A 22,253-nucleotide genomic window follows, 5' to 3' on the forward strand; every position below is an offset into this window, starting at 1 on the left:
GGCCACGCACTGCTCGAAGACCACGGTGATCCAGCCGCCGAGGATCGGCTGGCGCACGGTCGGCGGCATCCGCGCCCGCGTGTGGTCCGACGTCGAACAGCGCGTGGACCTGCTCGCGGGCCTCACTCGGATCGGCATCGACGAGATCTCCTACAAGCGGCACCACAAGTACCTGACCGTGGTGGTCGACCACGACAGCGGCCGGCTCGTGCGGGCAGCGGCCGGCCGGGACAAGCAGACGTTGCGCTCGTTCTTCGACCTGCTCGGACCTGAGCGTTCCGCGGAGATCACCCACGTGTCCGCGGATGCCGCGGACTGGATTGCCACGGTCGTCGCGGAGCGCTGCCCGCAGGCGGTGCGGGTGATGGACCCTCTCCCAGGCTCCGCCCGGGGGTGCCCCCATCCACGTCGTGCAGTGGGCCACCGACGCGCTCGATGCCGTGCGCCGCGAGGTCTGGAACGCCGAGCGCGGTGGCAAGGGACGCGCCACCCCGGGTCGAAGTCACCGAAGAAGGCCCGCTGGGCGCTCTGGAAGAACCCCGAGGACCTGACCGAACGCCAGCGCGCGCAATTGGAGTTCATCGCGAAGGCCCACCCTGTCCTGCACCGCGCATATCTGCTGAAGGAAGGCCTTCGGCTGGCGTTGAAGTGCGGCCCCGACACCGCCGAGGCCCTGCGCGACTGGGTGCAGTGGGCCCGCCGGTCCCGCCTGGATCCCTTCGTCAAACTGCACGCGCCATCATCACGTACCGGGACGCCATCACCGCCGCCGCCGAGCACGGCCTCAGCAACGGACTCGTCGAGAGCATGAACACCAAGATCCGCCTGATCACCCGCATGGCCTTCGGCTTCAAGGACCCCACCACACTCATCGCACTCGCCATGCTCAGCCTCGGCGGCCACCGCCCCCAGCTACCAGGCCGTCAAACCGCATAACCCCACCCACGGAAGCGACCGAAGAGCCTGTTTTCACGCCCGCAAGGCGTACCCACCGGGATCAAGGCGACTGACCTGCAACCTCCAGGCCAAATGCAGCGGCGTTGCAGATATGCGGCGTGAGTTGCAGCGACGAGTTTCCGAACGGCACACCATTCGGTGCACTTCTCCTGGCCTCGCCCCGCCGGCCGTGTTCCGGAAACGGCAACAAAAATTGCCCGTGTTGATCCCGCGCCACACACTTGCGGCGGAGGTGATCGCCATGACCGGCGCTTACAACGACACGACCGACCGAACCTCGTACGACGTCATCGTGATAGGCGGCGGGGCGGGCGGGCTGAACGCCGCGCTCGTCCTCGCCCGGGCCCGTCGCACCGTCGCCGTCGTCGACGCCGGGGAGCCCCGCAACGCTCCCTCGGCCCACATGCACAGCTTCCTCTCCCGTGACGGGTTCCCCCCGCTCACCGTGCTGGAGACCGGCCGCGCCGAGATCGCCCGCTACGGCGCCGTCCTGATCAATGGTCAGGTAGACCAGGTGGAGGCCGGCGAGACCGGCGGGTACGTGGTCCGGCTGGCCGGAGGCGCGACGCTGGACGCCCGCCACGTCGTCCTCGCCACGGGGCTGCGCGACGAGCTGCCCGAGATCCCGGGCCTGCGCGCGCTGTGGGGCGAGGACGTGCACTTCTGCCCGTACTGCCATGGTTACGAGGTCCGCGACCAGCCGATCGTCGTGCTTGGCGTCCACCCTGCCTCCCCCGGGCAGGCGCTGCTGCTGCGTCAGTGGTCGCGCGACGTCGTGTACGTCCCGCACAGCCGGCGGCTCACCGACGAGGAGCGGGAGCGCATGGACGCGCGCGGGGTCAAGGTGGCCGAGGGGCCCGTGTCCACCCTGCTCAGCGAGGACGGACGGCTCCACGCGGTGGAACTCGCCGACGGGCGGACGCTGGAGTGCGCCGCGGTGTTCCTCTTCCCGAGGATGACCCCCAACGACGCGGCCTTCGACGGCCTTGGCTGCGAGAAGGACGAGCAGGGCTGGCTCGTCACCGACAGGGCGGGCCGCACCAGCCGCCCCGCCCTGTGGGCCGTCGGCAATGTGGTGGACTCGCGCGCCCAGGCCGTCACCGCGGCCGGTATGGGGGCTGCAGCCGCCTTCGCCCTCAACCACGACCTGGTGGACGAGGAGATCGAGCGCGACCTCGCCGAGCACCGGGCTGCCGCCGACCGGTCAGCCGGGTCGCCCGTCCCCGCGTCCTGACCCGCGCGCCCAGCGTCGCCTGTGCCGCCAGGGTTCGTGCCTCCCACCGGTTCGGCACGCTGTACGCGGGTGCTGTCGATGTGGTCGTGACCTCCGCGGCCAACGCTCGCGCCGACGGGATCCCGGGCGATGGCCACGGCGCCGCCTCCGTTCCGTGCCCGTCTCCGGCTCATGCGCCGGAGGCGGGCACTCGGCGTGTCGGCCTGGCGCGTACGTGCATCCGCTCGCCCTGGCGGCCGAAGATGCTCAGGACCTCGACTGGGCCCTCCCCGGTGCTGCCGAACCAGTGCGGCAGCCGGGTCTCGAACTCGGCCACCTCGCCGGGGTCCAACACCAGGTCGTGGTCGGCCAGGATGAGGCGCAGCCGCCCGGAGAGCACGTACAGCCACTCGTACCCCTCGTGGGTGCACAGCTCCGGGGTGTTGCGGCGCGCCGGCAGGACCATCTTGTAGCTCTGCAACGGACCGGGCTGGCGGGTCAGCGGCAGCACGGTGTTGCCGTTCACCGGAAGCGGCTTGAGCCGGACGCGTGGATCGCCCACCTCCGGGGCGCCGACCAGTTCGTCGAGGGGCACCTGGTGGGCCTGGGCGATGGGCAGCAGCAGTTCCAGACTGGGGCGGCGCTGGCCCGCCTCCAGGCGCGACAGCGTGCTCTTGGAGATGCCGGTGGCCTCCGACAGCGCGGCAAGGGTGACACCGCGAGCGGTGCGCAGCCGCCTGAGTCGGGGACCGACCTCGGACAGGGCCTGGGCGATGGTCGGGGACTGCTCCACGCCGCCATTACACCGGCCGGTTCCCGAAATCGCAACAATGGGTGCCGTTTTGGGGCCGGGCCCCGCTCCCCCCGCACGCCCGGCCAGCGGTACACACGGCACCCCCGACGCACGCGCAGGCGCCGATGCACACTGCGCCCTCCGGGGCACACACAGGCACCGCTCGCCGGTCTTCGGCGAGCGGTGCCGTGGCGCGGCGGGGCGGTGCCGCGTACTGGTGGGCGGTCCTGGTGTGCCGCGCACCCGCCCGGGCGGGTGCGGCGGTCACAGGCCGAGGGACCGGCCGATCAGCTCCTTCATCACCTCCGTCGTCCCGCCGTAGATCGTCTGCACACGGCTGTTGGCCCACTCCCGGGAGATCGCGCTCTCCTTCAGATAGCCGTAGCCGCCGTGGATCTGAAGGCAGCGGTTGGCGATGTCCACCTGGAGCTCCGTCGTCCACCACTTCACCTTCGCGGCGTCCGTCACCGACAGCCGCCCGGCGTTGAGCTCCGTGATGCAGTGGTCCAGGAAGACCTGGGCGATCGTCAGTTCGGTATCCATCGTGGCGAGTTGGAACCGATTATGCTGGAATCTGCCGATGGTCTGGCCGAACGCCTCCCGGGTCCGCGCGTATTCCAGGGTGTCCGCCTGCATCCGCTCGGCCGCTCCCACCGCCACGGTCGCGATACTCAGCCGCTCCCGGGGCAGCCCGGCCATCACGTAGGCCAGCCCGGCGTTCTCCTTGCCGATCAGGTTCTCCGCCGGCACCCGGCAGTCGTCGAAGAACAGTTCGCAGGTGTCGCTGGCATGCCAGCCCATCTTCTCCATCCGCCGGCCGCGGGTGAAACCGGGCATGCCGCGCTCCACCACCAGCAGGCTGATGCCTTGGGCCCCGCGCCCGGGGGCGGTCTTGGCGGCGACCACGACGACGTCGGCGTTCTCGCCGTTGGTGATGAACGTCTTCTGCCCGTTGAGGACATAGCGGTCCCCGTCGCGGACCGCGGTGGCGCGGATGTCGGCGACGTTGGAGCCCGCATCGGGCTCGCTCATCGCGATCGCCGCGATCAGCTCGCCCGAACAGAGCCCGGGCAGCCACCGCTTGCGCTGCTCCTCGGTGGTCCGCTCGGCCAGATAGGTGGCGATGACGTCGTTGTGCGCCACGAACCCCGGCGCCGTCGCCCGGGCCCACATGATCTCCTGCGCGAACACCGCCGGGTAGCGGAAGTCGGGCTCGCCGCCCCCGCCGTACTCGGGGTCCACGCCGATGCCGAGCAACCCCGCCTTCCCGGCCTTGCGCCACACCTCGCGGCTGACGATACCGTCCCGCTCCCACTGGGCGTGGTACGGCACGACCTCCCGGGTCAGGAACTCCCGGCACGTTTCCCGGAATTGCTCGTGCTCCGCCTCGTACCTGCTGCGCGCCATGCGGTCACCCCTCCCGGGGGTCGGTGTCGTCGGTGATGATCGTCAGGGTTTCCTTGGGGTGCTGTACGGCCGCGAAGTGGCCGCCCTCGATCTCCACTTGGCGGGTCGGGGCCGAGCTGTGCGCGGACCACGGCCAGACCTTCTCCGGCGGGGCATGCACATCCTCCCGAGCGGCGATCAGGGTGAGCGGGAAGTCCACCCGCAGCCCGGCGGCCTCCTGCGCGAACTCGGCCCGTACGGCGTCGTCCTCCCGTAGCATCCGCAGCAGGATGCGGCTCATCGTCGGGTCGGCCAGCACGGCGGGCGGTGTACCTCCGTCGGCGGCGGTCCGGACGAGCAGTTCCTCGTCGGGCACGGAGGCGAGCAGCTCGCCGGGCCGCTGGAGCCGGGGCGGTACCGCCCCCGACAGCACGGCCCGTACCGGCGCCACACCCACCTGGCGGGCCACTGCGGCGGCCACCGGCAGGCTCATCGTCGCGCCGAAGCTGTGGCCGAAGGTCGCCCAGCGCAGGCCGGGCGTCCGCTCCCGCTCGGCCAGCAGGTCGGCCACCACCTGCTCGGCCATGGACCGCACCAGGGCGTGGAAGCCGGCGGCCTTCCGCTCCTGGCGGCGCGTTCCCCGGCCCGGCGCGTCCACGCCCCGGACCAGCAGGTGCGGCTCGCCCAGTGGCTGCCAGCCCCGGTAGACCAGCGAGGTCGCCCCGGCGTGCGGAAAGCAGTAGAGCCGCACCGGGGGGCTGGATGCAGGCTGCACGGTCACTCCTTCGTGCTCCGGGCCAGCTTCTCGGCCAGCATCAGGGCGGTCAGGTTGGTGGGCGCGCTGGGGATCGTCGGGAAGAGCGAGGCGTCGGCGATCCGCAGGTTCTCCGTGCCGTGCACCCGGCCCTCCTGGTCGGCGACCGCCCACGGGTCGGTGTGCGGCCCCATCCGGCACGAACCGGCCGCGTGCCAGCCGGGGTTCATGATGTGGCGGACGCCGCTGCGCACCACCCCGTCGCTGGCGACCATCCGGTCGCTCCAGAACTGGGTCCGGGGCAGCCGGCCCGCCAGGCTGGGGGAGCGCAGGAGGCTCCAGGCCCGGCGTACGCCGTGGCAGAGCCGCTCCACGTCCTCGGCGTCGGTGCCGAGGCCCAGCTCGATGACGGGCGCGGCGTACGGGTCGGCGCTGTCGAGGAAGACCCGCCCCCGGGAGCGCGGGCGCATCAGCATCACCGAGATGCCCACGACCAGCGGCCAGCCGAGGCGGTCCACGAAGCCGGGGATGGTGTGGCTCTCCACGTTGTTGAGCAGTCCCACCTGGATGTCCACGTCGTCGTCGAAGCCGCTGCTCATCCGGGCCGCGACCTGCCGCCAGGGCAGGCCCGGCCTGCACACCCCGTCGGCCGGTTTGGACCAGATGACGACCGAGGGATGGTCCACCAGGTCCCGGCCCACCCCGGGCAGGTCCACCACGGGGGTGGTGCCCAGCGCTCGGAGCAGTCCGGCACCGCCGATGCCCGAGCGCTGGAGGATGACGGGGGTGCCGACGGCCCCGGCGCTGAGCACGACGTGCCGCGCCCGGATCGTGGTGAGCTGCCCGTCCAGCTCGGCCTCCACGCCGATGGCCCGGTTCTTCTCGAACAGCACCCGAGTGACCCGGATCCTCGTGCACAGCTGGAGGTTGGGCAGGCCGCGGGCGCCGGCGAGGAAGGCGGTGGCGGCGTCCACGCGTTCGCCGTCCACCGAGTTGCCGGGGATCGGGCCGACCCCGGCCTCGTCGCCCGCGTTGAGGTCCGGCAGGTCGGCGAGGCCCTGTCGGTTGCACTCCTCCCAGAACGCCGCGTCCAGCTCGTGCACCCGGTCGCGTGGGGTGCGGCGGATCGGCAGCGGGCCGCTGTCGCCGTGGAGGTGGCCGGGGAAGTCGGCGTCGTTCTCGATGTCCTTGTAGAACGGCAGCACTCGCTCCCACGACCAGTCCGGGTTGCTGCGCGCCTCCCACGCGGCGAAGTCGCGGGGCAGCCCGCGCAGGGCGATGGCGCCGTTGACGGCGGAGCCGCCGCCGACGATCTTGCCGAGCTGGTAGGGGAAGCGTTCCCACAGGGCCCGGGCCGCCGCCCGGCCGCCAGCCGCGCCGGCTCCCGTGGCGTCTGGTTCTCCGGTACGGCCCCGGGCGCCAGGGGCGTCGCCGCCCCGGACCAGGTCCTCCAAGCGGCTGCTGGTGCGCAGGTTGGCCCGGTAGTCCCAGTTGTAGCCGGCCAGCACGAGCCGGCCGGCGTCGGCCAAGGGGTGGGCCCGGTCCCGGGGGCGCGGCTGGTCACAGCCGGCCTCCAGCAGCAGGACGTTCCCGGAGTCCCGGGCGGCGAGACGAGCGGCGGTCACGGCTCCGGCCGAGCCCGCTCCGACGATCACGTACTCCCACTCGCGGACCGCCGCGACGGGATCAGGGGTGGCGGTCACGCCGCGGGCTCCTCGACAGACGCGATCAGTTCGGCGAACGACGCGATCGACGCGTTCATGAACAGCCCCTCGACCATCTCCTGCTCCTTGTCGGCACCGAGGCCGAACTCCGTGCGCAGCAGCGCGAGCAGGCCGACGGCGTGCAGGGAGTCGCCGCCGATGTCGAAGAAGCCCTCCGCCACGCCGAAGTCACCGTGACCGAGCTGCTGGGACCAGAGGGCGAAGAGCCGCTCCTCCAGCCGGCTGCGCGGACCCACCCGGTCGGCGGCGGTGTCGGAGTCGTCGTTCCACGGCGTGGGAAGCGACTTGTGGTCGATCTTCCCGTTCGCCGTCAAGGGCAGGGCGTCCAGCGTCAGGAAGCGGCTGGGCACCATGTAGCCGGGCAGGAGGGAGGCCAGCGCCTCGCGCAGCGCGGCCGGGTCCGGGTCCGCTCCGGCTTCGGGCACCACGTACGCGGCAATCTGCCGCGCTCCGGTACGGGCGTGGGCGGGCGCGGTGACGAGCGCGGTGCGCACCTCCGGCTGGCGGAGGAGGGCGGCCTCGATCTCGCCCAGCTCGACCCGGTAGCCGTTGATCTTCACCTGGAAGTCCTCGCGGCCCAGGATCTCGATGTCGCCGCCGGGCAGGTACCGGCCGAGGTCGCCGGTCCGGTAGATGCGCTCCCCCGTGACCGGGTGGACCAGGAAGCGTTCGGCGGTGCGCTCGGGGTCGCCCAGGTACCCCTGGGCCACGCCGGTTCCGCCGATGTGGACCTCGCCGGTGACCCCGACGGGGGACGGCTCCAGCCACTGATTGAACACGTGCATGGTCTGGTTGGCCAGCGGCTTGCCGTACGGAATGCTCGACCACTCCGGCCGCACGGTCTCGATCGGGTGGTGGATCGACCAGATCGAGCCCTCCGTGGCACCGCCCAGGCTGACCACCCGCATCGCGGGGATCTTCTCCCGGATCCGGTTCGGCAGGTCCACCGGGATCCAGTCGCCGCTCAGCAGGGCCAGCCGCAGCCGGCAACCGTGCGGTACGCCCCCGTCGCCGAGCGAGTCGATCCACATCCGCATCGGCGCGGGCACGCTGTTCCAGATGGTCACGCCGTAGCGGCCGATGAGCTGCGACCAGTGGGCGATGTCGTTGCCGCGCGCCGGGTCCGGCACGACGACGGTGCCGCCGGCGCCCAGGACGCCGAAGATGTCGTACACCGACAGGTCGAAACCGGTGGGGGCGAGCGCCATCACCCGGTCGTCCTCGGCGACGGCAAAACGCCGGTTGATGTCCTGCACGGTGTTGGCGGCGCTGCGGTGGGTGATCATCACGCCTTTCGGCTCGCCGGTGGAGCCCGAGGTGAAGATCACGTACGCCAGGTCGTCATGGGCTTGGCGGCGCTCGGGCGCCTCGGCGGAACACTCCAGGGTGGCCTCGTCGTGCGGGGTCACCACCGCCACGCCCCGCGGCCAGCGCAGCGCGTCCCGCAGGTCCGGCTCGGTCACCACGGCCCGTGCCGAACATCGGGCCAGCAGCTTCAGCCGCCGCTCCTCGGGCAGCTCCGGGTCGATGGCCACATACGCGGCACCGGTGTGCAGCACCCCGAGTAGCGCGGAGATCTGGGCGGCGCCCGGACGCATCGACACCGCGACGATCTCGTTCGGCCCGGCACCGGGACCGAGCAGCAGCCGGTACGCGATCCGGTGTGCGGCCTCGGTCAGCTGACGGAACGTCGTCTCCGTGCCAGGTGTGATCACCGCCACCGCGTCGGGGCGGCGCCGGGCGGCCTCCGTGACCAGCTCGTGCAGCAGCGCCGGCGGGATGTCCTCGGCCGTGGCGTTGGCCCGCTCCCGCTCCTCGGCCTGCGCGGCCGGCAGCGGCACGATCCCGCGGGTGGCGCCCCACACCGACTCGTCGTCCACCAGCCGGTCCAGCAGCGTCACATACGCCTCGAGCATGGCCTCCAGCGTCCCCTTCGGGAACAGGCCCTCGACCGCGTTCCAGTTGACGGAGAGCCGGCCGTTCAGCTCCAGGATCTGGTTCTCCAGCCACACCTGCGGAGTCCGGCTGTGGTCGTGTACCAGCTCCCCGAACGACTCCAGGTGGGTGGCCTGGGGCACGCCCTCCCCGCCGCCGAGCGTGCTGGAGAAGACCACGGGCATCGACGTCCGGCCGTCGTCCCTCCGGCGGGCCAGGTCGCGCAGCACCCGGATGCCGCCGTGCGTGCAGTGCGCCAGGTCCTCCAGGACCCGCCGCTGCACGTCCCGCGCCCGCCGCTCGAACGTCTCCTCGGGCCGCCCGCCGACGGCGAGCAGGCTCGGCGAGAGGAAATCGCCCATGATCTCCTCGACCTGAGGGTGCAGCCCGAGCCGGTGGAACTGGGTGACGGTCAGGGTGAACTCCTGCCGCCGCGACCAGGTCCGCACCACCTCCGCGTACGCCGCGAGCAGCACCCCCGACGGGGTCAACCCGTGCCGGCCGGCCGCCGCCCGCAGCGCCTCCCAGCGCTCCGGCGCGAGCACCGCCCGGTGCCGTACGAACCGTGGAGTGCCGAGCTGCTCGGGCGCCGCGGCCAGCGGCAGCTCGGGCGCGGGCGGCAGCGTGGCCAGACGGTCCGCCCAGTACGCGGCGGCCTCCTGGCCCAGGCTGTCGCCGCGCAGCTCCTCCTGCGCCAGCACGTAGTCGCGGAACGACAGCTCCAGCGGCTCCGGCCGCCACGCCGGGTCGTCGTAGAACCGGCGCCACTCCTCCAGCAGCCGGAAGAGGCTGCGCATGTCGAGGAAGAGCAGGTCCACGGCGAGGTGGAGCCGCACGCGGTCGCCGTCGAACAGCGTGGCTCGGATGTCGAACAGCGGCGCCCGGTCCACCGGCAGCACCTGCTCCGTCAGCTCGGCGCGGATCCGCTCCACCTCGGCAGTCTGCTCCTCGGCGGGCCGGCCGCGCAGATCCGTGGTGCGTATGAGATACGGCTCCACCTCGTCCTCGGCGAGGATCCGCTGCGTCTGGCCTGTCCCGGCCACCGTGCGCAGCGTCTCGTGCCGGGCGACGACCTTCCGCAGGGCCTCGGTCAGCCGGTCCACGTCGAGACCGGGACAGTCGAACTCCAGGCAGTACTGGCTGGAGATGCCGCCCAGCTCCAGGCCCTTGTGCCGGCCGATCAGATACGCCTGCTGGATGTCGGTGAGCGGGAACGGTTCGTGACGCCGCTCCGGCTGCGGCTTCAGGTCCGGCAGCCGGTCCTCGTCCAGGCGAGGGTGGCCGCGCTCATCGCCGCGCAGCTCCGCGAAGAGATCCTCCATCGACGTCCGCCCCTTTTCGTCAGATGCCCTGGCGGGCCTTCGAGTTCTTTTACGCAGACGGACGTTAGGCAGCGGCGGCGTACGGTCTCAATACGGTCGGACCGTATGGGCGGCCGAAGGATTTAGCCCGCACTGGACCGCCGCTGGACTCGCGGCGGACTCCCTCTGGTGCGCGCGTTTCCGCTATTGACCGGTGGCGGGACGGCGGCGACATCATCGGGGCATGGGAATTCAGAACTCGCCGGAGACAGCCGGGAAACGCATACTCATCGGTGGCACCGGATCCATTGCGGTGACCCGACTTCCGTTGTATATCGAGGCGATGCGCCGGCAGATCGCGGGCAGCACGTTTACGGTTCTGCTGACGCACACCGCGACCTCGTTCAGTTCCCCCGAGAGCCTCGCGCTCTTCGCCGAGCGGGTGGTGAGCGGGGAATCCCCGGTGGACTGGCCGACCGACAAGCCGTCGCGGCTCGCCGCCGACCACGACATCCTCGTGGTCCTGCCAGCCACCGCCCACACCCTCGCCTCGGCCGCGGCCGGCGCCGCGCCCAACCGCCTGCTGACGGTGGCGCTGTCGGTGGACTACCCCGTCGTCTACTTCCCGGTCATGGGCGCCCGGATGTGGCGCAAGCCGACTGTCCAGCGGAACATCGCCCAGATTCGCGAGGACGGGGGGCTCGTCAACGAGCCGGAGTGGCACGATGGTTTCGACCCGTCCACGGCCACCGTCAGCCACCACCCTGCCCTGCCCTCACCGGACACGGTGGCCAAGGTGATCGACGACCTCCTCGCGAGGCAGCGCCGGCCAGCATAAGCGGCGTCAGGCACTACGGCCCGCACGACCGTCGGCGAACAGCCGACCGCCCTGCCGGGCCGCCGGCATCCCCCCATGGTGAAGGCGTGCGGCGCCCCGAATTCGGCGGCGCCGTAGCCTGTCGGGACCGAGTGCGGCACCGCCATCCGCACACTTGCCGGCAGACGATGTCCGGCGCGCTCGTGGTTGCTCCGCTCGCTGTCTCTCGGAACGCGGCTCTTCTTCCGCAAGGCGGCCGGCTCCGGCGAAGGCTGCGGCACCCGCATACGAGCGGCTCCCGGCCGGGGAACGGGGGAGGTTCCGGCCGGGAGCCGAGCATGGACGTTTTTGCTGTCAGGAAACGATGGCTGTCGCTTCGATTTCGATGAGGAAGTCGGGTTCGGCGAGTGTGGCGACTCCGATAAGGGTGGTGGGCCGGATGACGTCGGCGCCGAGCTTGGCGGCCGCGCGCTCGGCGCCCGCGGTGATGTCGGCCCACTTGGGCAGCGACCAGTCCACGACGTACATGGTCAGGCGCAGGACGTCGTCGAAGGTGGCGCCGGCCGCGGCCAGACCGGTGGCTATGTTGAGATAGGCCTGCTCGGTCTGTGCTGCCAGGTCTCCCGTTCCCACCGGTTCACCGGCGGCGGTGCGCGCGACCTGGCCGCTGAGGAACACCACGCGGCTTCCGGTGCCGACGGCCAGCTGCCGCCATCCGTCGGGCTTGGGAAGGCCGGGCGGGTCGATCGTCTTGACAGCCAATGCTCTGTCCTTTCTCGAAGGTGGCCGGCGGGCAGGCGCCGTTGTGCCTGCCCGCGGTGACCGTGATGTTTCTGGGGGAGGGAAAGCTCGTGGCGGTGCTGCACGGGCCCCGCGGTCAGCTGTTCTCGCGGCAGGTGGCGTAGTACTTCCGCAGGACGCTGACGAGTTCGGGGTCGAAGCGGGACGCGAAGAGCAGCTCGGCCGGCGGGGTGAACTCGGGATCGAGCTCGTTGGCCCAGTTGAGGGTGGCCGGCCGCAGGTCCATTTCGATCCAGTGGTGCCACTCGACGGGGATCGTCCAGTCCTGCTCGTATCCGATGCCCATCTGGTGGTCGATGAGGACGTCCACGATCTCCTCGCGGGTCCCTGCCTGGAGGGGCTGCCGTACGGGGGTGAACCGTTCCAGGTCGGCCTGGGGCTGCTCGCCCAGGATCCGGGCGGCGAAGTCCTGGGCCAGCAGCGGTGAGAGGTGCAGGCCGTCACGGTAGGTGCCGGTCATGATCCACAGGCCCTTCATGCCGCCCTCGCCGAGCAGCGGGAAGGCGTCCATGGACACGGGGCGGTTGCCGACCTGGACCTTGGCGACGTCGCTGTTCCACAGGTTGCGGCGGACCTGGCGGTGGGCGCACTGGAGGAGGAAGACCAGGTCGCGCATCTCGGCGGTTTCGTGCGGCTCCACAGAGATGACGTTGGTGGCGCCGAGGTAGACGTGCCCGTCGCCGCGGGGGACGACGTGAAGTCCGCACGCGAAGGAGCGGTTCGGGGTCCGGATGACGCTGTCCGGCGTGGTTCCGTCCACGGTCTTGATGAGAGAGGAGACGCCGTAGCCGCTGACGAGGCGGGGGATGCGGGGACCGACGGGCAGGCTGTCCAGGAGTTCCTGGGTGCGCGCTCCGGCGGCCAGCATCACGTGGTCGGCGCTGATCTCCTTCCCGGAGGCCAGGACGACTCCGGTCACCCGCTTGCCCTTGTACTCGACGCGGGTCGCGAATTCGGTGACCAGGGTGCCGCCTGCCCGGACGAACGCCAATTCGAGCCGCTCCAGGAGGGCGGCGGCGTTGACCGCGTGTTCGCCGGGTATGTGGAAGGCCCTCAGCGGGCGGGAGATCGGCTCGGCGTCCACCCAGTCGAGGTCGGTGGGCTCGATGTCCTCGAAGGGTTCCGAGTATCGGGTGAGTTCGGCGCGGATGGCGTTGTAGTTGGCGTCGTCGATCTCGGCCGTACCGATGGTGTTGAGGACGACAGTGGTGCCCTCGGCGGTCTTGATGGCGGCGCCGTCGTTCTGGTCCTCCAGGTCCGCCAGCCACTGGGGCCACAAGCGGGTGGCCTGGATGCCGAGTTCCAGCTTGGCCCTGCCGTGCTCGCTGGCCAGCAGGGAGGTGGTGACCTCGCCAAAACAGCCGAGCATGGCGCCAGCCGCGGCCGAGCCGGCCCAGGGGCGGTGTGACTGGCCCAGCACAGCGACCCGCTGTCCTCGCCGTGCCAGGACCCATGCGAGCGAGAGCCCTAGGACTCCGTTTCCGACGATGACAACATCGAAGCCGGTACCGTCTGCGTTCCCGTTGGCGTTCATCACATTCCAATCTTCCAGGGAGCTGTTATGTCGCCCAGAATTGAATTGAATTCCGTCGGAACTGGTGGCTCGGTGAGCGCGATGCGGGGGTTTCCTCGGCTAGGCCGGCCGACCCGGCAGCCGATAGGTTGGCCGGCCGGAATCTGTGACGGTGGGGCAGCTCACGCCCGGTGTCCGCGTCGGACTCGGGGCGGTACTAGGTCAGTGACGCAGGAACTCGTACATTGTGAAGTCCATGTCCACGATTCCGCGCTCGTTGGTGTGGGCCTTGACCACCGGGCAATCACCGAAGTCCGCCGCCGGCAGTTCGACGGACTCGCTGCGGTACCGGTGGCCCTCGAAACCCGCGTCGGCGGCCGCCCGCAGCATTTTCTCCAAGTTCCCCATCGCCTCACTGGTGCCCAGGTAGACCCGCCCCTCCGCCGCCAGATGAGGCACCACGTCACGGAAGAACCTGCGCACAAGCTTGTACCCGGGGTCGAAGACCGCGCGCTCGATCTGCCCGCCGTAGGGGCGGTTCTCGGGCGCTTCGATGAACGGGGTGTTCCAGAAGACGACGTCGAGCACCTCGGCCGGGTCCAGGGCGTCGAACAGATCGCTGGTCAGTGCCGTCACCTGGTCGGTCACCCCGTGCCGGGCGGCGTTGCGCCGGGTGTTCCCCACCGCCGCCGGGTTGATGTCCAGCGCCACCACGCGCTCGCAGCCACGCTGCGCGGCGAGCACCGCGGCGATGCCCGCGCCGCAGCCCATCTCCAGGAACCGGCTGTCCTTCTCGTACGGCACCCAGGAGGCGAACAGGCCAGGGCCCGGGTCCGTGTAGGGGGGAAATACCTCGGGGAGCAGGTCCCATTCCATCTCCAACAGCGAAAATGTCGTCTGCGTCGGGCGGTCCGGGCTCTGGATCTGCGACACGACCCAGTTTCCGAGTTCGTAACCGAGCTTGTTGTCCATTGGATCCTCCCTCTTGGGAGCCTGCAGAGCAGTTCTGTCGAATTTTCTCCGCGGCCCCCGACGGTGGAATGCTGCTGGCCACGCCCAGCGGCACCTTTCGCCGTGGCTGGATGTGAAACGCGACGCCGGGCAGAGGCGTGGGAAGCAGGGTCAGTTTTCGCCGGGCTGAGGGTTCTGCGCCCGGTTAGGGGCCATCGTCCGGTCGACAAGGACGGCCGGGATGGTGAGCAGAGCCAGGCCGGCGCCCAGCCAGGGGATGGAGGTCAGACCGGCACCGGCGCCGAGAGCGACTCCCGCGAGGACGGGAACGAGGCTGATGCCGAGCTGGAACATGGAGACGGCGGTGGCCCCGGCGAGGGTGGGCGCTTGTGACGCCACGGTGAACACCCGCCCGTAGATGGCCGGGTTGAGCAGGAACCCGGCGACTCCCAGGAGCAGGACCAGGGGGACGACGGCCACGGCGTACCGGGCGAGGAGTGCGAGCAGGACGGACGTGACCAGGATCCCGGCCGCCCCGATCAGAAGCGCGTGATGGGGACGCCCGTCGGCGATCCTGCCACCGATGGAAAGGCCGATGAAGGCACCGATGCCGAACACGGTGAGGATCACGGGAACCCACACGGAGGGGATGCTGGTGATGTCGGTGAGGAAAGCCGCGAGGTAGTTGTACGAGATCATGTAGGCGGCGGTGCTCAGCAGGGTGGCGGCGTACACCACCCACAGCTGAGGCTGCTTCATCGTGCGCAGCTCCCGCCGCACGCTGGGTTCCTCGGCCGCCCGGGTCGCGGGCACGGCGACGAGTGTCGAGACCGCGCCGAGGGCGGTGAGGGCGACCACGGCCCAGAACCCGCCCTGCCAGCCGGTGAAGTGACTGAGCAGCGCGCCGGCCGGGCCGCCGCCCACCATGGCGATGCTGAGTCCGCTGACGACCACGCCGGAGGCGCGTGCGGTGCGGTCGGGGGTGACGAGGCCGATCGCGGTGACCGCGGCGACCGCCCAGAACCCGGCATAGGCCAGGCCGCACAGAAAGCGGGTGACCAGCAGCATGGTGAAGTTGTCGGTCAGCAGGCCGACCGCCACCGAGGCGGCGAACACGGCCTGCGAGGTCACCAGCGCGGTCCGCCGCGGCCAGCGCAGGCTCATGACGGCCAGGGGCGGCCCGCCGATGACCACACCGATGGCGAACGCCGAGATCAACGCGCCGGCGGCAGACAGGGAGATCCCCAGGCTGTCGGCGATGTTCGGCAGGACCCCGGCGAGCAGGAACTCGGCGCTGCCCATCGCGAACAGGCTGAACGCGAGCAGGTAGACCGCCAGCGGCAGCCTGTCGCCGGTCCTGCGGGAAGCGGACTCCTGCTGTTCGGTCTGGACGCTCATCGGCTGCCACCTCCTGCCTGCTCGGCGGCCGACAGCACCCCGGCCGGGCGGGCCGGCCGGATCACGGCGGGCCGCTGTGAATCACGCTCGGGACCTGTCCGCGCGGTGACGCTGTGCACCAGCCCAGGAGCGGTCAGACGCATGGGCGAACTCCTTGTCCGGGATTGTTCGGGCGTGCGGATCAGGGCGGGTGCGTCTGCCGGGCGGTCGCAGTGCGACGCTGCCGAACGCCCCGGCCGGCGTCCTCATCCATTAGGCCGGCGCTGATGGCCATGCGGCACCAGCCCCTGCCTGTCCTGGACCTCCTCGTCAGCCGCGTGCTGGGCACCGACCCCTCGGCGATCCACGTGATCGTGGTGATCACCACTGGCCCAATGCTGGAGCCAGGCGTGGCAGGCGGACAACATTTGTTGCCGATACCGGGACGCGGAAGCGGGGTGCGGCTTGGCTGCTTCCGGCGGCCGGCCGTCGGATCAGTCATCACTGGGCAGGGCCTCGCCCCAGCCCCACTTCTTGATGGTCGTACGACGCGTGGGGCCCGCGCCCGGCTGGGAGTTGGCCATCGCGCGGCGCGAGCCGAACTCGATGTAGCCGACGAACGCCGAGCGGAACTCCGCGTCGTCCGGCAGTCCCACCACGTCCATGGCCTCCAGCATCAGCTCCGTCCACCGCGCCCGCTGCTCGGGCTTGATGGCCCGGCCCCGATGCCGGGAGAGCATGTGCGGGTAACCGCCGTGGTGCTCGGTGTAGTGCTCGGGCCCGCCGAGCACCTCGCCGAGGAAGGTCGCGACGTGCCGGGGGTGGTCGTCCGTCATGTGTGCGAAGAGCGGGGCGAGCAGCTCGTCCTTGCGGACACGCTGGTAGAACTCCTCCGTCAGCCGTTCCAGCGCCTCGGCGCCGCCGGCCCATTCGTACAGGGTGGGAACCTGTTCCGTCACTGTGTCACCTTTCGCTCGGCCGTCCTGTCCGGAGAGGCGGCGTACGTGGCTGTGAGTGCTCGGTGTCTGTCGTGGAGCGCGGTACGCTCCGCCGGCGGGCTGCGGCCGGCTGCCGGCTGCCGGGGCACGCTCAGGCCGCGTACAGGTCGAAGGTCGGCGTCGGCCTGCCGCCCTGCGCGACCATGTCCAGCCGGGGATCGACCGAGAGCATCGCCTGGTGCAGCCGCTGGAGTGGCGGAGAGGGCTCCAGGCCCAGCTCCTCGATCAGCCGCCGGCGCAGCCTGCGGTACAGCTCCAGCGCCGAGGATTGTCGCCCCGAGCGGTAGAACGCCACCATGGCCTGCGAGTGCAGTCGCTCGTTGGTTGGGTGATGCTCAGTCAGTTCGACGAGTTCGGCCAGGAGTTCGCTGTGCATGCCGAGGCGCAGCTCGGCGTCGATGCGGCGCTCGGTCGCGAGAAGCCGGCTCTCCTCCAGGCGGGCCACCTGGATCCGCAGCGTCGCCCCCGTCCGCACGTCCACCAGTGCCGGTCCCCGCCACAGTGCCAGTGCCTTGCGCAACAGACGGGCCGACAGCTCGCTGTCGCCGTCCGCGAAGGCGGCGTGACCGGCCTGCGCCGCCCACTGGAACGCGAAGACGTCGACGTCCTCCTTGGCGACCCGCAGCAGATAGCCCCCATGGCCGGTGGCTAGGAGCTCCCGCGCGCGGGCCGGGCCGTCCGGGCCGCCGAGGGCAGCGGCCAGGGTGCGGCGCAGCCGCAGGATGTACGTCTGGAGGGTGGTGTGCGCGCTCCGCGGCGGCAGGGGACCCCACGTCTCTTCCATCAGCGTGGTCGCCGGGACGAGCTGCCCCGGGTGGAGGGCGAGGAGCGCCAGAATCTGCCGCTTCTTCCCCGCCGTCAGGACGACGGGAGCTCCGCCGGTCTCGGCATGCAGCGGGCCCAGAACCTGAATCTTCACGCGTCCTCCATAACTCACACGTGCCCCGCCCGGCTTCTTGATTTCCTCGGAGCGGCTGCCCCGGAAGGAACGTAGGAGTGTGGGGGTGGGAGCCTCAATACGGTGGGACCGTAGGGCTGACCGAACAATCTGCGCCGTGCCGCCTTAGCTCCTCGCTGATCGCGGACACGCGGGTACCGCTCCTTCATCAGATTCCGGCCATCAGGTCGGGGGTGAATATGTCGGGATCCGCGGCGACCGTTTCTGCGCGGCTCGCTGGTCACCGCCGCAAAGCCGTGCCGGCCGTACCCGTGCGGCACCTACGGACATCAATACGGTGGCACCGAAACACTGGCCGAAGGAACACGCCTGGGAACCGTCGGGCGAAAAACGCAGTACGAATACAGCGCCTGTCGTGCTAGCGTCTGGAAGCATCAGATGTGTACGCCGTTCACCGTCACTCGGGACGCGAAGTTGGGGGATCGCTGACATGCCTCCCTCGCCGTCCGAAGAAACCTCTCCGTTGCGGCGACGATGGCTCCGTCATGACCGGAAAACATCCTTGCCGGCGCCGGTTTAGCATGGTTTTAGGCGCCAGCTCCCCTGCATCCCGATCCCGCGGGAATAACGCGGCCGCACCGGCCGGCGAACGGACGATGGCGCGAGGTTCACCGAAGAGACGACCTCGTCCGATCTCCTCGTCACCCAGGTTCTTCACTGTTCAGGCAGGAGGTGTGGGGACGGTGCCCCAGGAACTGTTCGGCAAGAGCGAAGAATCGAAGATCATCACCGAGATGCTCGAGTCCGCGAGAGCCAGCGCGGGCGCGGTCGCGCTGGTGGAGGGAATCATCGGGACCGGAAAGACGGCACTTCTGCGTTGGGCCGGGGAGACCGCCCGGGAGCAGGGCATGGTCGTGCTCTCCGCCACCGCGTCCCCCACCGAACAGCGGTTTCCCCTGGGGGTCGTGCACCAGCTCCTCGGGATGCTGTCCGAGACGGCGGAGGGATGGGAGCGCGCCTTCGCGTCGTGCGGCGCGCCCCTGCGCGAGCCGGCCGACCCCGACTACCCGCTCCTCGCGGAGTTGTGCGCATCCGTGGGCAGGGCCGCGCAGCGCGCACCGATCCTGCTGACGGTCGACTGCGTCCAGCACGCCGACCGTCAGTCCCTGCTGTGGCTGGGCTTCCTCAGCCGCCGTCTGGACAACCTCCCCGTCGTGCTGCTCGCCGCCAAGCGCTGCGGTGAACCGGCGATCGACCAGAACCTCATGGTCGAGTTCATGGAGGGCGTCCGCCCCGACCGCTACATCCATCTGCACGACCTCAGCCCGAGCGCTGCCTTGGACTTCGCCGCCGCACTCTGCGGCCACGACCAGGAGTCCGTGGACGCCCTGATCGCCGACAGCGGCGGCAACCCGTATCTGCTGACCGAGCAGATACGGACCGCGCCCGCAGGTCCCACCGGCCATCCCGGCCTCACAGGGCACGGGCACCCCGCGGACGTACTCACGGGCCGCAGACCGGCGGACCTGCCAGACGAACGGATGCGCCTCCCGGCGGTCAAGGAGCGCATCCTGTGCATGCTCAGGCGCCTCGACCCCAACGGCCTGAGGATCGCCAGGGCCGCCAGTATCCTGGGCACCCCGGTGGACGCCGCCCTCCTCGCCGACCTTTGCGGCGTGCCCAGGGAGGACGCCTGCCGCTGTCTCACCCGCCTCACCGAGTCGGGGCTGCTGTGCCCCCACGACCTGAAGTTCCGTCACCCCGTGCTGGTCGGGCTCCTCTACCAGGACATCCCCTGCGCCGAGCGCGCCGAACTCCACCGCCTCGCCGCCCGTTGTCTGAGGCACCGCGGTGTCCCCTGTGAGGACATCGCCACCCATCTCCTCCGTTCCCACCGCCTGGACGAGCCCTGGATGCCCCGACTGCTGCTGGACGTCGCCCACGGCATGGTCGGCCGCGACCCCGCAGAGGTCCGCCGCCTGATCGAGAAGGCCGTCCTGCACGGTGTACCGGCGGAGCTGGCCGCCCGCGCCGAGGACCTGCGGATCCAGGCGCTCACCGGCCTCGACCTTCCCGCGTCCGCCCGCGCCCTGACCGCGCACGCCGCCCTCGCCTCGGGGCCCGTCGAGCGGACCCGCCAGGCGCTGCGGCTGTCTGACATCCTCCTCCGCCTCGACGAGCCCGCACGCGCCTGCCAGGCCCTGGAGGGCGCCCAGCGGGAGATCGGCGCACGGGACCCCTCCGCCGCCGCGCGGCTGCGCCAGGGGCTCAGCCACGTACGGCTCCACGAGGGCACCTACCGGCCCGAGGCCGGGGACGAGGACCGGCTGGAGCAGGTGCTGCTGCTCCGTACCGCCGCCGGCGACTCGGCGTCAGCGGTACGGCGGATCGCCCACCGCATCCTGTCCGTGCCCCGCGCCCCGTACGGCTCGCCCACCTGGTACCACGCGCTCCTCGCCCTGCTCTGGGCCGGCGACGTGGAGGAGGCCCAGCGGCACATGGACAGCGAGGTGCGGCTCGCCCGGGCCGAGGGCACCGTGCCCCGGATCGCCGAGGGCCTGGCCGTGCGCGGCCTGGTCCAGCTTCACCGCGGCCTGCTGACGGAGGCTGAGGAGGACGCCTGCCAGGCGATGGGTCTGCTCACCCGGATCGGCGCCGACAGGTACCACGCCGGGGCGCTCGCCCGCAGCGTGCTCATCGACGTGGCCCTGGAGAAGGACGACATCGCCGGAGCCGGCGGCCTCCTCGGCGAGGCCCCGCCGCTCCCCGGCAAACGGCCCGTCACTTGGTGGCGGCTCCACCTCCTGCACAGCGCTGGGCGGGCCCTGGGACGGCTCGGCAAGGCACAGCGCGGCCTCGTCCTGATCGCCCACTGCGAGGAGGAGCTGGAACGCCGGGGCATCGTCAACCCGGCGATTCTGCCCTGGCGTTCCACCCGGGCCACGCTCCAGATGGCCCTCAGCAATGTGGCCGCCGCCCGCCGCACCGCCCAGGAGGAGGTCGAACTGGCCCGCCGCTGGAATGCCCCCTTCGCCCTGGGACTCGCCTTGGTCGCCCAGGCCGCGGCGAGCTCAGGACGCGAGGCGCTCCAGCTCGCCGGCCAGGCCGTGGAACTCCTCGAACCGGCCCCGGCGCCACTGCTCTTCGCCCACGCCCTGTACGCGGCGGGGCGCGTCCACCGGCAGAGCGGCGAGGCCCGGCGGGCCCGCGAACTGCTCCACCGTGCCAACGAGGTCGGTATCTCGCTCGGCGCCGACGGTCTGGTGGAGGCGGTGCAGCGGGAGTTGAGGGACGCGGGCGGCCGGCCCGACCCGCGCAAGGGCTCCACGGAGTCGCTGCTCACCCCGACCGAAAGGCAGGTCTCCGAACTCGCCTCGCGTGGTATGAGCAACCGCAGCATCGCCCGGTTGCTGAAGGTGAGCCTGCGGAACGTCGAGTCCCATCTCACCCACTCATACCGGAAGTTGCGCATCAGCGGCCGGTACGAGCTGGCCAAGTTCTTTCCGCCCGAGGAGGAGCCCGCCCCGGCCCCGGTGGTGCTCCACCAGCGCCGGACCACGCTCACCCCTCTGCACCACCTGGCGACCGGCTGACGGACGGCGCCTCGCCGGTGGCCGTCCCCCTGCGCGAGGCCCGCAGCTCCGCGAACGCCCCGTCGAGCAGCACCTGCAGCCCGGCGGTGAACCGCTCTTGGTCGCTCATCCCCTCGATGAGGGGGCGACCCGGCGTACGGTCGGATACTCCTCGGGCCCGTCCTCGCCAGGCACGGGGACGGGCCGTGCGGCGCCCCGGCCCGCGCGGCCACCAGGTTCCCCGCCAGGTACTGGCAGATGGCGACGTGCAGGCACGCGGCCTGCGCGTCGATCATCCCGTTGCGGACCAGGGTGTCCAGGATGAACTCGGAGAGCCGCATCGAGGTGGCTCCGAGCAGCGCCCCGTCGAGCACCCCGGTGACGATCCAGCCGTGCTCCTCCCAACACCCGGTGCGCGCTCTGCGCCGCCCAGGATGACCGCACGGGGGGCGTCCCCATGTGGTGGTTCTGTGAAGCCCTGTGGCTGCCCTGGTGTCCATGTGGTTCTGCCGGCCGGAGCGGCCCTGGGGGCCGGCAGACAGCCCGGCGGGGGGCGGTGTGTGTGGCTGGGGGGTGTCGGACGTCGGCGAACTTCAGTCGGCGCGCCCATCCGGTGGTGCTGCTCGGATGAATATATGCCCCTGGCATGCCCATGTCTGCTCCGGGCGGGCTCGGTTCGGCGGATGCTGTGGTCACCGCCCGATCAGCCAGAGGGCACGGACAGGAACATCAGGATCACGGGGAGGGTCTGAATGTTGAGGCGAGGGACGAGGTGGTTCGCGGCGGGGGTGGCAGCGATAACGCTGTTGGGAACCGCACAGGCGGGGGTGTCGGCCGCCGCGGCGACACCGCCGCAGCTCGATCTGAAGGTGCTGCTGGTCGGCGGTGGTACGGGTGACGCCACCACGACGGCCTGGCAGTCGGCGCTGGACACCGAGGGGGTTCCCTACACTCTGGTGAACGGCGGCGGCTCGGTGGGCGGCGAGACGGTGACCCTGCCGGCGCTGTCCAGTGGCACGCACGGTTACTACAACGGTGTGGTCTTCGCGGACTCCCCGGCGTTCTTCGCGGCCGGCCAGCTCAGCGCGCTGGACAGTTACGAGTCGAGCTTCGGGGTCCGCCAGCTCGACGGCTACAGCTACCCCTCCAGCTCGCTCGGTCTGACCGTGGCGAGCTCCGGAGCGGTCTCCGGTACGGCCCAGCTCACCGCCGCCGCGTTGGCCCAACTGCCCGAGCTCAAGGGTCCGGTGCCGTTCGAGAGCG

The 22,253-nt window shown here is 71.1% G+C and carries 17 protein-coding genes and 1 pseudogene; 5 read left to right on the forward strand and 13 right to left on the reverse strand.

The window, feature by feature from the left end; all coding sequences use genetic code 11:
- Positions 1-181: 181 nt before the first annotated feature.
- A pseudogene (locus ACZ38L_RS33895) lies at positions 182-936 on the forward strand (transposase).
- 262 nt (positions 937-1,198) lie between these two features.
- Complete coding sequence (locus tag ACZ38L_RS33900; RefSeq protein WP_465700795.1) at positions 1,199-2,191, forward strand: NAD(P)/FAD-dependent oxidoreductase; 993 nt, start codon at positions 1,199-1,201, stop codon at positions 2,189-2,191.
- Between the two features lie 169 nt (positions 2,192-2,360).
- Here the strand turns inward: ACZ38L_RS33900 and ACZ38L_RS33905 are convergent, their stop codons facing one another.
- The 5 genes from ACZ38L_RS33905 to ACZ38L_RS33925 form a co-directional block, all read right to left on the reverse strand.
- Positions 2,361-2,963 carry a helix-turn-helix domain-containing protein gene (locus tag ACZ38L_RS33905; protein ID WP_465700797.1) on the reverse strand — a complete coding sequence of 201 codons (603 nt, stop codon included), beginning with the start codon at positions 2,961-2,963 and terminating at the stop codon, positions 2,361-2,363.
- 264 nt (positions 2,964-3,227) lie between these two features.
- The gene (locus ACZ38L_RS33910; protein WP_465700799.1) at positions 3,228-4,370 is read right to left on the reverse strand and encodes an acyl-CoA dehydrogenase family protein; all 1,143 of its coding nucleotides are present in this window, start codon (positions 4,368-4,370) and stop codon (positions 3,228-3,230) included.
- A 4-nt stretch (positions 4,371-4,374) separates the two neighbouring features.
- Positions 4,375-5,124 carry a thioesterase II family protein gene (locus ACZ38L_RS33915; RefSeq protein WP_465700801.1) on the reverse strand — a complete coding sequence of 250 codons (750 nt, stop codon included), beginning with the start codon at positions 5,122-5,124 and terminating at the stop codon, positions 4,375-4,377.
- Positions 5,125-5,126: 2 nt separating this feature from the next.
- Positions 5,127-6,806 carry a GMC family oxidoreductase gene (locus tag ACZ38L_RS33920; RefSeq protein ID WP_465700803.1) on the reverse strand — a complete coding sequence of 560 codons (1,680 nt, stop codon included), beginning with the start codon at positions 6,804-6,806 and terminating at the stop codon, positions 5,127-5,129.
- Positions 6,803-10,084 (reverse strand): non-ribosomal peptide synthetase, encoded by a 3,282-nt coding sequence (locus ACZ38L_RS33925; protein ID WP_465700806.1) that lies wholly within the window; start codon positions 10,082-10,084, stop codon positions 6,803-6,805. The genes ACZ38L_RS33920 and ACZ38L_RS33925 overlap by 4 nt, the downstream gene beginning before the upstream one ends.
- A 223-nt stretch (positions 10,085-10,307) precedes the next feature.
- On the opposite strand from ACZ38L_RS33925, the gene ACZ38L_RS33930 reads away from it, so the two are divergent.
- Positions 10,308-10,901, forward strand: a complete 594-nt coding sequence (locus tag ACZ38L_RS33930; protein WP_465700808.1) for a flavoprotein — start codon at positions 10,308-10,310, stop codon at positions 10,899-10,901.
- A 333-nt stretch (positions 10,902-11,234) separates the two neighbouring features.
- On the opposite strand, the gene ACZ38L_RS33935 is transcribed toward ACZ38L_RS33930, so the two are convergent.
- From ACZ38L_RS33935 to ACZ38L_RS33965, 7 genes are all read right to left on the reverse strand, one after another.
- Complete coding sequence (locus tag ACZ38L_RS33935) at positions 11,235-11,642, reverse strand: RidA family protein (RefSeq protein ID WP_465700810.1); 408 nt, start codon at positions 11,640-11,642, stop codon at positions 11,235-11,237.
- A gap of 115 nt (positions 11,643-11,757) precedes the next feature.
- The gene (locus ACZ38L_RS33940; protein WP_465700812.1) at positions 11,758-13,215 is read right to left on the reverse strand and encodes an NAD(P)/FAD-dependent oxidoreductase; all 1,458 of its coding nucleotides are present in this window, start codon (positions 13,213-13,215) and stop codon (positions 11,758-11,760) included.
- A 201-nt stretch (positions 13,216-13,416) separates the two neighbouring features.
- Entirely contained in the window at positions 13,417-14,166 is a 750-nt protein-coding gene (locus tag ACZ38L_RS33945) for a methyltransferase (protein ID WP_465700814.1), read from the reverse strand.
- Positions 14,167-14,316: 150 nt separating this feature from the next.
- On the reverse strand, positions 14,317-15,543 hold the full coding sequence (locus tag ACZ38L_RS33950; protein ID WP_465700816.1) for an MFS transporter: 1,227 nt from the start codon (positions 15,541-15,543) through the stop codon (positions 14,317-14,319).
- Entirely contained in the window at positions 15,540-15,686 is a 147-nt protein-coding gene (locus ACZ38L_RS33955; protein ID WP_465700818.1) for a hypothetical protein, read from the reverse strand. The genes ACZ38L_RS33950 and ACZ38L_RS33955 overlap by 4 nt, the downstream gene beginning before the upstream one ends.
- Positions 15,687-16,016: 330 nt before the next feature.
- The gene (locus ACZ38L_RS33960) at positions 16,017-16,481 is read right to left on the reverse strand and encodes a group II truncated hemoglobin (RefSeq protein ID WP_465700820.1); all 465 of its coding nucleotides are present in this window, start codon (positions 16,479-16,481) and stop codon (positions 16,017-16,019) included.
- Positions 16,482-16,611: 130 nt separating this feature from the next.
- Positions 16,612-17,439 (reverse strand): AfsR/SARP family transcriptional regulator, encoded by an 828-nt coding sequence (locus ACZ38L_RS33965; RefSeq protein ID WP_465700822.1) that lies wholly within the window; start codon positions 17,437-17,439, stop codon positions 16,612-16,614.
- A gap of 722 nt (positions 17,440-18,161) precedes the next feature.
- Here ACZ38L_RS33965 and ACZ38L_RS33970 point away from each other — a divergent pair.
- A complete protein-coding gene (locus ACZ38L_RS33970) occupies positions 18,162-21,011 on the forward strand; it encodes a BREX system ATP-binding domain-containing protein (RefSeq protein WP_465700824.1) in 2,850 nt (949 codons plus the stop codon).
- On the opposite strand, the gene ACZ38L_RS33975 is transcribed toward ACZ38L_RS33970, so the two are convergent.
- Complete coding sequence (locus ACZ38L_RS33975; protein ID WP_465700826.1) at positions 20,980-21,120, reverse strand: hypothetical protein; 141 nt, start codon at positions 21,118-21,120, stop codon at positions 20,980-20,982. The two genes, ACZ38L_RS33970 and ACZ38L_RS33975, sit on opposite strands and share 32 nt — an antisense overlap.
- 658 nt (positions 21,121-21,778) lie before the next feature.
- On the opposite strand from ACZ38L_RS33975, the gene ACZ38L_RS33980 reads away from it, so the two are divergent.
- Positions 21,779-22,253, forward strand: a 475-nt coding sequence (locus ACZ38L_RS33980; protein ID WP_465700829.1) for an Agd3-related carbohydrate-binding protein, incomplete at its 3' end; no start/stop codon positions are given.

The organism is Kitasatospora sp. NPDC024654 (assembly GCF_055559155.1).

Bases quoted from the DNA above. Each gene is read 5' to 3' on its own strand.
- ACZ38L_RS33900 (WP_465700795.1), top strand. From the start codon at position 1,199: ATGACCGGCGCTTACAACGACACGACCGACCGAACCTCGTACGACGTC.
- ACZ38L_RS33910 (WP_465700799.1), bottom strand. From the start codon at position 4,370: ATGGCGCGCAGCAGGTACGAGGCGGAGCACGAGCAATTCCGGGAAACG.
- ACZ38L_RS33925 (WP_465700806.1), bottom strand. From the start codon at position 10,084: ATGGAGGATCTCTTCGCGGAGCTGCGCGGCGATGAGCGCGGCCACCCT.
- ACZ38L_RS33930 (WP_465700808.1), top strand. From the start codon at position 10,308: ATGGGAATTCAGAACTCGCCGGAGACAGCCGGGAAACGCATACTCATC.
- ACZ38L_RS33940 (WP_465700812.1), bottom strand. From the start codon at position 13,215: ATGAACGCCAACGGGAACGCAGACGGTACCGGCTTCGATGTTGTCATC.
- ACZ38L_RS33945 (WP_465700814.1), bottom strand. From the start codon at position 14,166: ATGGACAACAAGCTCGGTTACGAACTCGGAAACTGGGTCGTGTCGCAG.
- ACZ38L_RS33950 (WP_465700816.1), bottom strand. From the start codon at position 15,543: ATGAGCGTCCAGACCGAACAGCAGGAGTCCGCTTCCCGCAGGACCGGC.
- ACZ38L_RS33955 (WP_465700818.1), bottom strand. From the start codon at position 15,686: ATGCGTCTGACCGCTCCTGGGCTGGTGCACAGCGTCACCGCGCGGACA.
- ACZ38L_RS33975 (WP_465700826.1), bottom strand. From the start codon at position 21,120: ATGAGCGACCAAGAGCGGTTCACCGCCGGGCTGCAGGTGCTGCTCGAC.